The following is a 15050-nucleotide window of genomic DNA, read 5'->3' as shown; positions in this document are numbered from 1 at the left end:
GAATGCTGCTTTAATAGTATAAAATACGTGCCTTAAGTGGAAATTAGCCACTGTTCGTTATTATTTATAAAAGACTAGGAGAGCCTGTGCTCAAATCTCGTATCAAATACAATACTGCGTCCTTTGTTACCAGCGCACCTGATATCTCACGCTTACCTGCTGATACGGGGATTGAAGTCGCGTTTGCTGGTCGCTCTAATGCGGGTAAATCAAGTGCCCTAAATACGTTAACAGATCAAAAATTAGCACGTACCTCTAAAACACCAGGTCGTACTCAGTTGATCAATACGTTTGAGCTAGATGCCGACAAACGCCTTATCGACTTACCGGGTTATGGTTTTGCGAAAGTGCCTATCGAAATGAAAAAGAAATGGCAAAAATCGCTAGGTGAATACTTACAAAAGCGTCAAAGCTTAAAAGGTATCGTTGTTTTAATGGATATTCGTCATCCGTTAAAAGATTTAGACCGTGACTTAATCGATTGGGCTGTGGGCAGTGAAATACCTGTGCTTGCACTTTTAACTAAAGCCGACAAGCTCAAACAAGGTGCGCGTAAAGCACAAGTTTTACAGGTTCGCCGTGAGTTAAGTAACTTAGAGGGTGATATTACTGTACACGCCTTCTCTTCACTAAAAGGCACAGGTTTACCAGAAGTTGCTAAAAAGCTTGATGAGTGGTTCTTAGGACCTATTGAAGTTGAAGCACCTGAGTCTGATGACGAACAACCAGAAGCTTAATCGCTTAGGCCAAGTAATAACGCTTGGCTAATGATTCTATATAATAGCCCTGCTCGTCTGAGCAGGCTATTTCAGCCCACTGATAATAAACATTTCTCGATACCCTCGCAGCCAAGCCATGCGCTAATTGAAGATAAGGCACACTAACCCCCTCAAATTCTCTTAGTAATAGTGGTTGCTTTGCTGATACCAACCATGCACGCTGTAAATTATCGACACAACAAAGTGCACGGCCTTGCTCTGTCTCTTCAAAGCGCCAATCAACAATAATAAAAGGCACATCAATGACGGTGATTGCCATTTTCTCAACAGGTGTTTTTAAAAAATAACTATCGGCTTCTTTGCAAAGCACAGAGGCAAAGAGTTTTACCATTGCCTCGCGCTTTATTTCACTGCCGGCATAAAACCACAGCCCTTGCGCATCAATCGTTATTGGCAGTTGCCCACAATTTTGTGGTTGCCATTGATCAAAAGGTTTATCGGGCGCTTGAAGTGCGGCTTCTAATTCGGCAAGTGATTGCATTACTTTTCTTTATCTAGCGTCAAAGAAAATGTTACAGGTACAGCTGTCGCAATTGATGGTAAACCCGCAAGTTTTTGTAACTCACTAATACCTTCTGTTACTTTGAAATCGCTTGCATTAATAATCACCGGCGTAAACGATGAAACAGTCACATCGCCTTTCGGTGACATATTGGCAAGCACATCAATTGTTAGCTCTTTCTTGTTGCCGTGAAAATCTAATTCAGCTTTCAAACCTTTAAGCACATGTTGACCAGGTTTTAGCGTTAACAGCGCTTTGCTTAAATCCGCAGTTAACACTGCATTAGGAAATTTAGCTGTTTCGAATAACAATTTCGTCATGCGCTCATTACGGATAGGGATCAGGGTTTCAACCGATGACAGATCGATCATTAACTTAAATTGACCTTGTTCGTTAAGTGTACCCGACACGTTTTTGAAATGATGCGCTTCTGCAACTGAATTCTTTTTGATAGACACAAAGCTCACATTGCTTTGCTCATTATTAACTTGCCAGTTTGCGCTGGCTAAAGGGGCAACTAAAATACTCGATAATGAAAAGGCAGCAATTGCCATAGATTTAAACATAACGCATTCCTTCGAAAGTAAATAAGAATCACTTTGATGGTATCACTTGCGTTAATTTGTGCAATGAATTGTATGATAAGAGAAAGAAAAAGCGACTCACTCAACAAGGAGTGAGTCGGTATAGCAAACTGGGGAGAAGCTATCAATACGTTGCATCCTTTCAGATGCATCATCAACAGGATGTCCTACAGGATGAGGACGGCGCGGACTTTAACAAATACCAGATTAAAAATAAATTGCCGAGCCGCAGAAACAACACAAATTGATAAACAAATAACGAATCACTAAAACCATCTTTTCTTGTTTACCTAAAATTAACATTACAGCAAGCCAATATTTAGGGTAAAGTGAATCAACAGCACGCAAAAATCAGGCTTTTTTAAGGCTTGTTAGTGATAAAAATTGCAGTAGAAGAGTAAAAGGTATGAAAAAAATCCCCTTAATTTTATTTGCTACCTTACTTTTTTTAATAACTCCCTACTGCCATGCCAAAAAAACAACGACACAATACCCGGTAGTTTTAGTTCATGGGTTAATGGGATTCGATAACCTACTCGGCCTCGATTATTTTTATAATATTGCTGAAAGCCTTAGCCAAGATGGTACCTTGGTGTTTACGCCGGCGGTCTCTGCTATTAATAGCTCTGAGGTCCGGGGCGAACAATTACTCACTCACGTAAAAGCAATTTTAGCACTGACAGGCGCCAATAAAGTAAACTTGATTGGTCACAGCCAAGGCGCGCAAACAGTGCGCTACGTTGCATCTGTCAGACCTGATCTGATTGCCTCAGTAACCAGCATTGGCGGTGCAAACTATGGCAGTGGCATTATTGATCTAATTAGTCAAAAGCTGCCTGCGAACTCTCAAGCTGAACATACCGCGCGGTTCATATTTGATGGGGTTGGTGAGGTGATTTCACTGCTCTCAGGCCACAGCCAATTACCGCAAGATACACTCGGTGCTTTAAGTAGCTTAAGTAAACAGGGCGCTGACGTATTTAATCAAAAATACCCTGAAGGTTTACCAGAAAATAAGTGCGATCAAGGTCAGTTAGTTGCCGAAAATGGCGTGTACTATTTTTCGTGGAGCGGTACAGCAGCACTTAGTAATATACTGGATCCCACCGACCTGCCCATGCTGCTCGGTTCATTACTTATTTTAGGCAAAGATGATGGCCTAATATCACGCTGCAGCAGCCATTTAGGCCACGTAATTAAAGATGATTATGACATGAACCACTTAGATGAGATTAATCAGTTCATTGGCTTACATAATTTTCGCGAAATTGACCCTATTGAGCTTTATCGTCAACACGTAAAGCGGTTGCAGGAGTTGGGGTTTTAGTTAACGAGTAATGATTTATTTTTGGGTGAGTCGGGTCGCACGAAGCGATGTTCTATACATAGAAGCGATCAGCTTTCAGCCTTCAGCCTTCAGCGGTCAGACGCGCGAAACAAGTTTCACGCCTACTTGTAGCAGCGGCTTTATGCCGCAACCCTTAAATTGGAAGCTAGATTCGAGATAAATACGCTATAACGGTCAAGCAAATCGCTAACTTTCAGTCTGAAAGCTGACGGCTGATAGCTGACAGCTCTAACTTTCCCCTAGAAACTCGCTAACTTTCAGTCTGAAAGCTGACGGCTGATAGCTGACAGCTCTCACCTATTGCGACTATTAGTGCGCCTGTTGCCAGTTGTCACCGCTGTCGGCTTCAACAATCAGAGGCACATCAAGAGTCGCGGCTTCAGACATTAGCTTACAAATTTCAGCTTTATAGTCGTCAACACACTCTTCTTTAATTTCGAACACTAATTCATCGTGCACTTGCATAAGCAACTTCACTGAACCTTCAGCTTGCGCATTCACCCACTGATGAACTTTTAGCATCGCTTTTTTGATGATATCAGCAGCAGTACCTTGCATTGGCGCGTTTATCGCAGCACGCTCAGCAGCTTTACGACGAGCACCGTTACGGGCATTGATTTCTGGTAAATGTAAACGACGACCAAAAATCGTTTCTACATAGCCTTTATCAGCCGCTTTTTCACGGGTTGTTTCCATGTACTCAAGTACGCCAGGGAAACGCTCGAAGTATTTATCAATATAATGCTGTGCTTCATGACGTGGTACGTCTAATTGGCGTGATAAACCAAACGCCGACATGCCATAAATTAAACCAAAGTTAACCGCTTTCGCTTTACGACGCATATCGCTGGTAACTTCTTCAAGGCTAACCCCGAAGACTTCTGCCGCCGTAGCACTGTGTACATCTAAACCATTCGCAAACGCAGTGAGTAGGCCTTTATCTTGTGATAAGTGCGCCATGATACGTAATTCAATTTGGCTGTAATCGGCAGCCACAATTTTATGGCCTGGTGCAGCAATAAAGGCTTCACGAATACGACGACCTTCTTCTGAACGAATTGGAATATTCTGTAAGTTAGGATCCGTTGAGCTTAAACGCCCCGTTGCCGTTACTGCTTGATGATAAGAAGTATGCACTCGCTTCGTGCGCTCATTAACCATCAGCGGAAGTTTATCTGTGTAGGTTGATTTAAGTTTAGATAAACCACGGTGCTCAATAATCACTTTTGGTAATGGATAATCATGAGCAAGTTCTTGCAATACTTCTTCTGCCGTCGAAGGTGCACCCTTAGGTGTTTTCTTGATAACAGGCAGCTCAAGCTTTTCAAATAAAATAACTTGCAGCTGCTTAGGTGAACCTAAATTAAACTTTTCACCAGCCATATCATAGGCTTCTTGCTCAAGCTCTAACAGGCGTTCGCCTAAACGTTGGCTGTGAGCAGCCAGCATGTTGCTATCAATTGCAACACCAGTACGCTCAATATCAGAAAGCACTGTGACAAGTGGTAACTCAATATCTTCGAATACTGACTTCAACTGGCTATCAGCATCAATTTTTGGCCATAACACTTGGTGAAGACGAAGTGTTATATCTGCATCTTCAGCAGCATAAGGCGCTGCTTTTTCTAGCTCAATTTGATTAAACGTTAACTGCTTCTTACCTTTACCAGCAATATCTTCGAAGCTGATATTTTTGTGGCCTAGGTATTTAAGTGCCAGCGAATCCATATCATGACGGCTGCCTACACTATTAAATACATACGACTCCAACATAGTGTCGTACTTAATACCCTTTAATTCAAAGCCTGCATTCGCTAATACACTTTTATCGTATTTTAGATTCTGGCCTACTTTTGCCTTGTTTTCGTCAGCTAAGATTGGGCCAATTTTTGCCATAACTGTGTCTAAGCTTAATTGCTCTGGCGCATCTGGGTAATCGTGAGCAACCGGAAGGTAAGCCGCTTCACCGGCTTTAACCGCAAAGCTCATACCAACCAATTGTGCTTGCATATAATCAAGGCTGGTTGTTTCAGTATCAAAAGCAAATAATTCTGCGTCGTTTAACTGCGCCACTAAGGTATCAAGTTGCTCTTCGGTTAAAATCGTTTCGTAATGCGCATCAGCGACTTTTGGTAGTTCATTTGCTTCAGTTGGCACATCTAAATGCGTATCAGCGTCTTTAGGGTTATCAAGTAGTTCAGCTAACCAACGGCGGAACTCACATTCACCATAAAGTGCAATCAGTTCATCACGATTAGGCTCTTGCAACTTAAAGGTTTCAAGATCTGACTCAACCTCAACATCACACTTAATTGTTGCTAATTCATAGCTAAGTGGCAGATGATCCAGCGCTGCGGCAAGTTTTTCACCAATCTTACCTTTGATCTCACCAGCATGGTCCATTACACCTTGTAATGATCCATATTTTTGTAGCCATTTCACCGCTGTTTTAGGACCACAACCATCAACACCTGGGATGTTATCGACTTTGTCACCCATTAAAGCTAAGTAATCAATGATCAGCTCAGGGCCAACGCCAAATTTTTCAAGCACGGTTTCAGGATCTGAAATGCTATCTGTCATGGTGTTGATCAGCGTGACATGTTCATTAACAAGTTGCGCCATATCTTTATCGCCAGTCGAGATCAGTACATGACGTTGCTGCTCTGAAGCAATACGCGCAAAGGTACCAATAACATCATCAGCTTCAACACCTTCAATACTAATCAGCGGGAAGCCCATTGCTTTAATAATGTTATGCAGTGGTGCGATCTGTGTGCGTAAGTCATCCGGCATAGGGGACGATTCGCTTTGTATTCGCTGTACATGTCATTTCTGAAGGTTTTACCTTTGGCATCAAAGACCACCACCATATGTGACGGATCATATTGCTTGATCAAACTCTTAAGCATATTCACTACGCCATAGATTGCGCCTGTCGCTTCACCTTTTGAATTAGTTAGGTGCGGTGGCGAATGATATGCACGGAATAAATACGAAGAACCATCTACAAGAATAAGTGGATTTTCAGGGATCTGAGCCATGGTGAAATTGGATCCTAATTGAATAACATTAAATTGTTTGTAAGCATGCCATAAGGCTTTAAAGAAAACGACTGTGAATTATTAACCAATAATTGTTTCTTCAATAGCAAGCTGTGGATAACTTTGTAGATAACAAACACAGATAAACCTCCCGAAATGTAAAAACATTTAGGAAATTTTCATAAGCTCATGTTTTGATTTAAAAAAGATATTACGACGTTCTTTTTTTATTATTTTTGTCCGATGTGGAAAACGGTTTTAGCAGTGATAACCTTTTGCTTATTCGAAACCGAATTAACATCCCTTTTCATAACCGGAGGAGTATTCTAGCATAATGGATCAAAGATCATAGCGATCCTTTATACTTTTTTTTTCGTCAGTAATTTAGAAAAAGGCATAAACAGCTATTCATCATGCTTTGCGAGTTATTAAGCGGCGAAAATTTTTTATTTTGTAGGCTGACTCGTATCCTTGTTAAACTAAAGCAAGTCGCATTAAGGAGAGTTCTAAAATGAAAAAAGTTGCTGTAATTTTAGCAGGTTGCGGTGTTTATGATGGCGCCGAAATCAACGAAGCTGTATTAACCTTATTACATATCGCAAAAGCTGGCGCGAGCTATGAATGCTTTGCACCCGATATCGAACAAATGCACACCATTAATCACTTAACCGGTGAAGAAATGACACCTAACCGTAATGTGTTAGTTGAAGCTGCGCGTATTGCTCGTGGTGAAATTAAAGCCCTTACAGAGCTAGATGTGAATGAGTTCGACGCCTTGATCGTACCTGGTGGTTTCGGGGCCGCAAAAAACCTATCAGATTTTGCCGTTAAAGGCGCAGATGCCCAAGTTCAAAGTGATGTACTTACCACTGCGAAAGCCTTTGTCGATGCCAATAAAGCGGCTGGGTATATTTGCATTGCCCCTGCCATGCTGCCACTTATTTATGGCAAGGGTGTCAAAACCACCATTGGTAACGACGCAGATACAGCAGCAGCAATCGAGCAGCTAGGCGGTGCACATCAAAACTGTGCAGTGAATGATGTTGTTGTTGATCAGCAGCATAAAGTCGTCACAACCCCTGCTTATATGTTGGCACAAAGCATTTTAGATGCTGACGCAGGTATCGAAAAATTAGTCAACAAAGTGTTAGAACTCGCTTAATCATCGGGCAAAAAGCCAGCTACTAATGCAGGCTTTTCTTGCGCTAACGCAAAAAAATGACGGTTTTTCTCAAGAAAAAGCCTTTTAGATCATTTTATAAATTGTGGCTTAGCGTTATAATCGTTCTAATTTCCGTCAGATATCGTGATTGATCACGTTCAAATCGAAGTGAGCAAGGCAAAATGAAAAAACTATCAGCTGCATTATTACTGCTAGCAACAACGGCATATGCACAAGCATATGACAACTCTTTGACTGAAGACGCAATTAAAAAGCGTCTAGCGCCAATTGGTTCTGTATATCTAGAAGGTGATAAAGCTGCGGCCGCTGCTGAACCTACAGGTCCTCGTTCTGGTGAACAAGTTTACCAAGCAGCATGTTTTGCATGTCATGGTACTGGCGCACTAGGTGCACCTAAATCAGCTGATGATTGGGCTCCTCGTATCGCTAAAGGTAAAGATACACTTTTAAACCACGCGCTTAACGGTTTCAACGCGATGCCTCCTAAAGGTACGTGTATGGATTGTTCTGAAGATGAAATCAGCGCTGCTATCGATTTCATGACTAGCAAGTAACAGTCTAAAAACTAATACTAAGGGCTTAATTTTATTAAGCCCTTTTTTTGTGCCTGTTTTTAACCGCTAGGCTAAGGCTGTAGCCAAATTAACCCCATCATAAATTACTATTTTGTTAACACCTGTTACTTGACGATCTAATAAAAAAGTGGAACTATAAAGGACGAAATTTAAACAATAATAAGATCTGGTTCTAAATCATTGGAAGATTCAGCAACACACATTGATAAGCTAGAGCGAAAAAATGCTCGCTTAAAATCGCTTTTACAAAAGTATAAGCAATCACATCACTTGCAACATGCTCTTTTACAATTATCAGAGCAAGCAAGCACTGTTGCCGAATTAACCCTACTCTACCCTGCTATTCATAACATTCTGCAAGACTACATTCCGAGCAGAAACTTCTTCGTTGTGTTACATAACCCGGTTTACGATAACCTTGAGTTATCTTACTTTGCCGATGAAAAAGATGGCCTTTCAGTACCGTTAAAATATGAGCAGTACTTTAAAGAAGGCCTTACGGGTTATGTATTTAAGCACGGTAAAACCAGCTACTTTACCAAACAGCAAACAGAGCAAGCACTAGAACAAGGTTTATTTAAAGCGTTTGGTACACCTGCCGAGCATTGGGTTGGTGTGCCCGTTTACCGTGAGCAAGTCATTATTGGCGTCATGGTCGCGCAAAGTTACGACAAAAATCAAGGCTATTCAGAGCAGCAAATTGAATTGCTAGAAGCGATGTCATTATATTTGGCAACAGCGATTGAACGAGTTAAAAAACGTGAGCTGCTTGAGTCTGAAGTTAAAATTCGCACCCGCGCTCTGACACAAAGCAACCAAGCTTTAAACGACGAAATTCAACAACGTAAAAATGCTCTCGACCGCCAGCAAATCCTGTTCAAAATCTCGGAGCTAGCAACGCAAAGTAAAAACCTCGACGATGTATATCAGCATGTCCATAACATTATAAAAACCATTACCTATGCAGATAACTTATACATTGCCCTATACGATGAACAATCGCACTGGCTGAGTTTTCCTTACTGCGTCGATGAATTTAATGATAATGCTCTGCCGCGGCCTTTCGCTAAAGGTTACAGTGAACTGGTGCTCAGCACTGAAAAGTGCCAAGTCATAGACAGTGAAAGAGCAAAAGAACTTATCAAGTTAGGCGTAGTAGAAAGGCCGGTTAATGTACCACCAGAGCGTACCGCCACGAGTTGGTTAGGCGCGCCGCTGAAAACTTCGCAAGGTGTTATCGGCCTCATTGTTTGCCAAGCTTACAATAATAAGCATGAGTTTAGTCAGGATGACTGTGAGTTAATCACCTTTGTCTCGCATCAGATAGCTAACGTTATTCAAACCCACTTGGCCAACCAAGAGTTAAAACTTAGTCACCAAAAACTTGAGCATCGTGTTACTGAAAAAACCAAAGAACTTCGCCAAGCCAATATGCATCTGCAAATGCAAATTGAAGAACGTAAAAAAATAGAACAACAGCTGTATCACGATGCACACCATGACTCACTGACGAGTTTACCGAATCGCAGTTTATTCTTAACTCAACTTGAAAAAACATTGCAGCATTACCAGCGCTACCCAGAGCAGCAGTTTGCAGTGTTATTTATTGACCTCGATAAATTTAAAGACATCAACGATCACCTTGGTCACCAAGCAGGCGATCAGTTTTTAATTGGTGTTGCCGAGTCTTTCTCGCATTGTATTCGTGAGCACGACCTACTCGCGCGCTTAGGTGGTGATGAATTTGTGGTGTTGCTAACTCACTTAACTGAGCAACAGCAAGCCCAAGATGTTGCCAAGCGTATCATCGAAATAATGAGAAAACCTTTCTGTATGAAAGGTCAGTGCATACAAAGTGGCGCCAGTATCGGTATTACCTACTCGAAACCAAGCTACAAGCACACCGATGAAATTATTCGCGATGCCGACGCCGCCATGTATTACGCGAAAAATGCAGGCCGTAATCGCTTTGAATGTTTCCATCCGTTGCTTAATGCCAGCAATGTCCAGCATGATGCTGACAATATGCATCACTTAGATGATTTGCCTATGCACTTTAGAAGTGCCGAAATCATTACTTTGGATGAGCAAACTCGCGCAGAATCTTTACTCGAAGCATTTGGCGAGCACCCTGTACTTGGTAGCACCAGCTTCGAAGTACTTAAGAAGTTTGCGACCGATAGAGTTCAGCACTTTGAGGTTGAACTCAGCCTACTGAAACAAGCCTTTACCCTAGCAAGCAACAGCAAACTCGAAAAAGTCCTGTTTCCTTGTTCTGGATTAGTGCTAGAGCGTATTAATTTTCAAGCACTGTGTAAGTTATTAAAAGCCCATGATGCAAATAGAATGTGTTTACTATTCAACGAACAAGAAATTCGTTACGCATCAGCGGTGCAAATTGAAAATTTAAAAAACCTGGTCGCTCAAGGTTTTTCGATTGGTTTGAATGAATTTGCCAAAGATCGCTGTGAGTTAAACTTACTGACTGAGTTCCAATTCGATTACTTGTTATTAAGTTCAACGTTCAGTAAACGTGTACTACAGCAAGAAAACTATCACTTACAATTGCAAGGTGTACTAGCGATTACTAAGCTGCAAAATATCCAAGTAATCGCGAAAGGCCCGTCGATTTTTAACTACCGCACGTTACTCGATAAGCACGGATTGTCGTTGTTTATTGGTAAGCAACATGCGCTGGCCCCCTTCGAACACGAAGCACCGAGCGCACAATTTATTACTTCTTAAGCATCGCTCTTAAGTTAGCTACACGGGCTTGGCCTTTTTCCATGCGCTCAGCTTGTGAAGACGGTGGCTTTTTCGCTTCAAAGGCTAAGTCATCTTGTGGTAACTCTTGCACAAAGCGACTGAGCTCAGTATCTGACGTTTCACCAAATTGACGACGTAATTTAGCATAGGTCATTACCAACTCTTGCTGAGCACGCGTTATACCTACGTAAGCGAGACGACGCTCTTCTTCAACGTTATCTTCATCGATACTGACTTGGTGCGGTAATAGACCTTCTTCCATGCCAACCATAAACACATACGGATACTCCAAGCCTTTTGACGCATGCAGCGTTAGTAATTGTACCGCGTCAGATTCGTCTTCTTCTTCGTTACGCTCAAGCATATCGCGTAAGGTCAGTTTACTAACCACTTCAGCAAGGTTCAGCGGTGGATTATCTGCATCCCCTGTTAGCATGTCGGTGATCCAACGATAAAGCTCTGACACGTTTTTCATGCGCATTTCAGCGGCTTTTGCACTCGGTGATGACTCATATAGGTAAGCTTCGTAGTTAATTTGCCTAACTAACTCTTTCACAGCTTCAAGGGTATCGCCGCGTACCGCATTATCAGAAAGCTCAACCACCCAGCGAGCAAATCCAGCTAAGGCATTAAAGCCTCGACCTTTTAAGCGGTGTGCAAGTTCAGGTTCAAAACAGGCTGCAAATAAGCTGATGTGCTTTTCATTAGCAAGTGTACCTAGCTTTTCCAAAGTGACCGTACCAATTTCACGACGTGGCGTATTTACAATACGTAAAAAGGCATTGTCGTCATCTTGGTTCACCAATAGGCGTAAATACGCCATGATATCTTTAATTTCTGAACGCGAGAAAAACGACATGCCGCCGCTGATCTTATAAGGAATACGGTTGCTCATAAGTGCTTTTTCAAACACCCGCGCTTGGTGATTACCACGATATAGAATCGCGTAATCTTTATAGCTGGTGCGCTTCATGAATTTATGAGAAATGATTTCTGCGACCACTCGCTCAGATTCATGCTCTTCATCACGACAACCAATCACTTTGATAGGCTCACCATAGCCAAGCTCACTGAAGAGTTTTTTATCAAACTCGTGAGGGTTGTTGGCAATTAAAATATTTGCCGCTTTAAGAATTCGTCCAGCACTTCGGTAATTTTGCTCAAGCTTAATTAAACGTAAGCTAGGAAAATCTTTACTCAATAGCACAAGGTTTTGTGGCTTAGCACCACGCCAAGAGTAAATAGATTGGTCATCATCGCCTACCACGGTAAAACGAGCTCGTTCACCCACTAATAGCTTAACCAGCTGATACTGACTGGTGTTGGTATCTTGATACTCATCCACCAGCAAGTAACGAAAACGCTGTTGCCAACGCTCACGCGCTGTGGCGTTTTGGCTTAGTAACAAAGTAGGGATCATGATCAGATCATCAAAATCAAGGGCATTATAAGCACGTAGTTGATTTTGATAACGCGCATACAGCTGAGCAAATAAGGCTTTTTGCGGCTCTCGGGCTTCGCGAACGGCACGCTCAGGTAGAATCAATTCGTTCTTCCAGTTACCTATTTGCATTTTTAATAGGTTGAGTAAGTCTTTGTCTTTTTTTAGTTCTTCTTCGGTCAGCTCGGCTAGTAACTGGTTGGTATCTTGATCATCAAACAACGAAAAACCGGGTTTAAACCCTAGTGTCGTTAACTCTTTTTTGATGATCTCAAGCCCAAGGGTGTGAAACGTTGAAACCCATAAGCCTTTCGACTCTTGCTTGCCGAGTGTTTGCGTAACACGCTCACGCATTTCTTTTGCGGCTTTATTGGTAAAGGTTACCGCCGCAATATTGCGCGCTTGATACTCACACTTTTGCACCAAGTAAGCGATCTTATTAGTAATAACACGCGTTTTACCAGAGCCCGCACCAGCTAATACCAGACACGGTCCACTGATATATTTTACCGCTTCATCTTGTTTTGGGTTGAGTTTCATAAGCCCCTAAAGAAATTATCCAAAGACAGGACGGGCAATTTTACCGTAATCACTACACTACGCCTAGCCAATAAGGTAAGATTGTTTTTTTACGTGACTCAAGGGACGAAGATGATCAACCCAGCAAAACTTGAAGAAATCGCTAAGCAAATTACTGATAACATGCCACAAGGCGTAAAAAACCTTGCTGATACAATTGAAGGCAAAACTAAGCAAGCTATTCAAAACAAACTTGCTGAGATGGACTTTGTAAGCCGTGATGAGTTTGATATTCAAAGCCAAGTACTTATTCGTACTCGTGAAAAACTCACTGAGCTTGAAGAGAAAGTGGCTTTACTTGAGCAGCAACTTGCTAGCAAACAAGACGAACAATAAAAAAGGAGAGCGAATTAGCTCTCCTTTTTTCAATCTACTTCGGAATTAGCTTTTTTCAGCAATACGTTCAAATACACGCTTAACTGCCGTGCCATAAGTATCACTTGCTTCTTCTGCACAGGTCACAACCGACTCTAAGTCATTAAGGTGACCATTCGCTAAGCCATACACCCAACCATGAATTGTTAACTCTTGGCCTTTCGCCCAAGCGTCTTGCACAATGTTGGTACGGCACACGTTACGTACTTGTTCAATAACGTTTAATTCGATCAAACTGTTTAAACGCTCTTTTTCAGGTAATGCATTAAGCTGTTCGATGTGTTTTTCTTTTACATCACCTACATGGCGTAACCAGTTATCAATTAAACCAAAACGCGCTTCGTTTAATACTGCTTGAACACCACCACAGCCATAGTGACCAACGACCATGATGTGCTTCACTTTAAGCACTTCAACAGCGTATTGCATTACTGAAAGACAGTTATGATCAGTATGAACAACAACATTTGCCACGTTACGGTGAACAAATAGCTCACCCGGTAATAAGTCTACGATTTCGTTTGCAGGTACACGCGAGTCAGAACAACCGATCCACAAGTACTCTGGATTTTGCTGCATTGATAGAATTTTAAAAAACTCAGGATCATTTTCACTCGTACGCGCTGCCCAACGTCTATTATTTTCGAATAAATTTTTTAACTTTCTCATTGCGCCTCTTTACGGTTTTTAATAATTAGCTTGGATCAAGATATTCCTTGGTGTCAGCTGCTTTTCACAAAACGTACTAACCGTTACTTGATACCCTTGTTGTTGCAAATATAAAGCACGATCGAGCACGAGCCAAACTTCAATTGCCCTTCTGAACACATGTCGGACGAGTTCAACTCGCTCAGTAACCCTTTTGCGCTTTTTACCTATCTCTAAAAATTTATTGTAATCAATGCCTTCCGGTAAATTTAATGATTTTTTCTCAGCAGCCCAAAAACAAAATGAGCTAAAAGAATCAGAGAAGATCGCTTTGTTCACTGATGGCACACTCACATAGTGCATTTCACCGGTCAATGTTTTACGTAACGCATCAAATCCAAGACGCCATTCAACTTCTGTTTTTCTGACCTTATCAACTCGACTCGGTGCCGTTACGGTTTCTTGCAGCGCCAGTTTTAAATCGCGATGAGTTAGCGCAAGTTGACTTTGCTTGGCAGGCTCGCTCATTGCTTGATAAGCGTTATCTGTGAATAAATGATAACAGCATGGTGAAAAGCTGATTTGCTGAGTTTTCGCTTTGCTTGCTTGCTGCATAAATGTTTGATGTAAACGACCACAGGCATGTAAAGCAACTGCATGCTGCTGGCTTTCAAAAAAGTCATCAGTGTCATCGGTTAATACATCAGCTTGTGAAAACTGCATCGCCAATTGCTGTTGTGTTGCACTGTGTTGACCTTGGTCGCACAAGTGTTGTTGCAGCTCAATGCTATGTACACGTGGCGCTCCATTGAATGCCAACATACGCCCTAAATGCCCTTTACCTGCGCACCACTCTAAAACAGGCTGGTTTAATGACTGCTGACTAATCGCCGCGACAAAGTCTTGTAGTTGCTCAAATTTACGACCTTTAATGCCATTACTTATCCAAAACGGAAATTCAGTACGTGCTAAATTGATAGCAGGTAACTCACATAGCTGAGCTAATTGCTCGATACCCTCAATTGCCTCAGCAAAATAACGATATAAGGCCTGCTGATCGGCATCAAGCTCACTCACTTGTTGGTCATCAAGCGCCCATAATAAATCGGCTAATTCAGGCCAGGGAAGATCATCAAAATCAAATGCGGTACATTGCCAGTATTGGCGGGTTGAAAATAGCAGTGCATCTAAAGCTGCAAAGTGCTCGGCAAGTGTCATAACTACTT

The 15050-nt window shown here is 41.9% G+C and carries 11 protein-coding genes and 1 pseudogene; 6 read left to right on the top strand and 6 right to left on the bottom strand.

Annotation, left to right across the window (positions count from 1 at the left end; all coding sequences use genetic code 11):
- Positions 1–86: 86 nt before the first annotated feature.
- On the top strand, positions 87–737 hold the full coding sequence (yihA, locus tag C2M33_RS10950; RefSeq protein WP_063702828.1) for a ribosome biogenesis GTP-binding protein YihA/YsxC: 651 nt from the start codon (positions 87–89) through the stop codon (positions 735–737).
- Positions 738–741: 4 nt separating this feature from the next.
- Here yihA and C2M33_RS10945 read toward each other — a convergent pair whose 3' ends face one another.
- Together C2M33_RS10945 and C2M33_RS10940 are read right to left on the bottom strand one after the other, a co-directional pair.
- Positions 742–1260, bottom strand: coding sequence for a DUF1285 domain-containing protein (locus C2M33_RS10945; protein WP_063702830.1), 519 nt, complete (start codon positions 1258–1260; stop codon positions 742–744).
- Positions 1260–1847 (bottom strand): YceI family protein, encoded by a 588-nt coding sequence (locus C2M33_RS10940; protein WP_063702832.1) that lies wholly within the window; start codon positions 1845–1847, stop codon positions 1260–1262. The genes C2M33_RS10945 and C2M33_RS10940 overlap by 1 nt, the downstream gene beginning before the upstream one ends.
- 424 nt (positions 1848–2271) lie before the next feature.
- Between C2M33_RS10940 and C2M33_RS10935 the strand changes: the two genes are divergently transcribed.
- A complete protein-coding gene (locus tag C2M33_RS10935) occupies positions 2272–3192 on the top strand; it encodes a lipase family alpha/beta hydrolase (protein WP_199776361.1) in 921 nt (306 codons plus the stop codon).
- Between the two features lie 330 nt (positions 3193–3522).
- On the opposite strand, the pseudogene polA reads toward C2M33_RS10935, so the two are convergent.
- A pseudogene (gene polA / locus C2M33_RS10930) lies at positions 3523–6257 on the bottom strand (DNA polymerase I).
- A 511-nt stretch (positions 6258–6768) separates the two neighbouring features.
- On the opposite strand from polA, the gene elbB reads away from it, so the two are divergent.
- The 3 genes from elbB to C2M33_RS10915 all read left to right on the top strand — a co-directional run bounded on the left by elbB (position 6769) and on the right by C2M33_RS10915 (position 10760).
- Positions 6769–7419 (top strand): isoprenoid biosynthesis glyoxalase ElbB, encoded by a 651-nt coding sequence (elbB, locus tag C2M33_RS10925; RefSeq protein WP_063702837.1) that lies wholly within the window; start codon positions 6769–6771, stop codon positions 7417–7419.
- A gap of 182 nt (positions 7420–7601) precedes the next feature.
- Entirely contained in the window at positions 7602–7994 is a 393-nt protein-coding gene (locus C2M33_RS10920) for a c-type cytochrome (protein ID WP_063702839.1), read from the top strand.
- A 201-nt stretch (positions 7995–8195) separates the two neighbouring features.
- Complete coding sequence (locus C2M33_RS10915) at positions 8196–10760, top strand: bifunctional diguanylate cyclase/phosphodiesterase (RefSeq protein WP_105174448.1); 2565 nt, start codon at positions 8196–8198, stop codon at positions 10758–10760.
- On the opposite strand, the gene rep is transcribed toward C2M33_RS10915, so the two are convergent.
- On the bottom strand, positions 10750–12762 hold the full coding sequence (gene rep, locus C2M33_RS10910; protein WP_105174447.1) for a DNA helicase Rep: 2013 nt from the start codon (positions 12760–12762) through the stop codon (positions 10750–10752). The genes C2M33_RS10915 and rep overlap by 11 nt on opposite strands.
- Positions 12763–12873: 111 nt before the next feature.
- Here rep and ubiK point away from each other — a divergent pair, with 111 nt between their 5' ends.
- The gene (ubiK, locus tag C2M33_RS10905) at positions 12874–13137 is read left to right on the top strand and encodes a ubiquinone biosynthesis accessory factor UbiK (RefSeq protein ID WP_036971505.1); all 264 of its coding nucleotides are present in this window, start codon (positions 12874–12876) and stop codon (positions 13135–13137) included.
- Between the two features lie 45 nt (positions 13138–13182).
- On the opposite strand, the gene can is transcribed toward ubiK, so the two are convergent.
- Both can and C2M33_RS10895 read right to left on the bottom strand, forming a co-directional pair.
- Complete coding sequence (gene can / locus C2M33_RS10900) at positions 13183–13845, bottom strand: carbonate dehydratase (protein ID WP_063702845.1); 663 nt, start codon at positions 13843–13845, stop codon at positions 13183–13185.
- Between the two features lie 18 nt (positions 13846–13863).
- Positions 13864–15042: a methyltransferase gene (locus C2M33_RS10895; RefSeq protein WP_105174446.1), complete on the bottom strand. Its 1179-nt coding sequence runs from the start codon at positions 15040–15042 to the stop codon at positions 13864–13866.
- Between the last annotated feature and the right edge of the window lie 8 nt (positions 15043–15050).

This window comes from Pseudoalteromonas sp. T1lg122 (assembly GCF_002964825.1).
Lineage (GTDB): Bacteria > Pseudomonadota > Gammaproteobacteria > Enterobacterales > Alteromonadaceae > Pseudoalteromonas > Pseudoalteromonas gelatinilytica.
This window is presented reverse-complemented; position numbering and strand designations above follow the sequence as displayed.

Coding starts and splice junctions, on each gene's coding strand:
- rep (WP_105174447.1), bottom strand. CDS start 12,762: ATGAAACTCAACCCAAAACAAGATGAAGCGGTAAAATATATCAGTGGA.
- C2M33_RS10920 (WP_063702839.1), top strand. CDS start 7,602: ATGAAAAAACTATCAGCTGCATTATTACTGCTAGCAACAACGGCATAT.
- elbB (WP_063702837.1), top strand. CDS start 6,769: ATGAAAAAAGTTGCTGTAATTTTAGCAGGTTGCGGTGTTTATGATGGC.
- C2M33_RS10940 (WP_063702832.1), bottom strand. CDS start 1,847: ATGTTTAAATCTATGGCAATTGCTGCCTTTTCATTATCGAGTATTTTA.
- ubiK (WP_036971505.1), top strand. CDS start 12,874: ATGATCAACCCAGCAAAACTTGAAGAAATCGCTAAGCAAATTACTGAT.
- C2M33_RS10945 (WP_063702830.1), bottom strand. CDS start 1,260: ATGCAATCACTTGCCGAATTAGAAGCCGCACTTCAAGCGCCCGATAAA.
- C2M33_RS10935 (WP_199776361.1), top strand. CDS start 2,272: ATGAAAAAAATCCCCTTAATTTTATTTGCTACCTTACTTTTTTTAATA.
- can (WP_063702845.1), bottom strand. CDS start 13,845: ATGAGAAAGTTAAAAAATTTATTCGAAAATAATAGACGTTGGGCAGCG.
- C2M33_RS10895 (WP_105174446.1), bottom strand. CDS start 15,042: ATGACACTTGCCGAGCACTTTGCAGCTTTAGATGCACTGCTATTTTCA.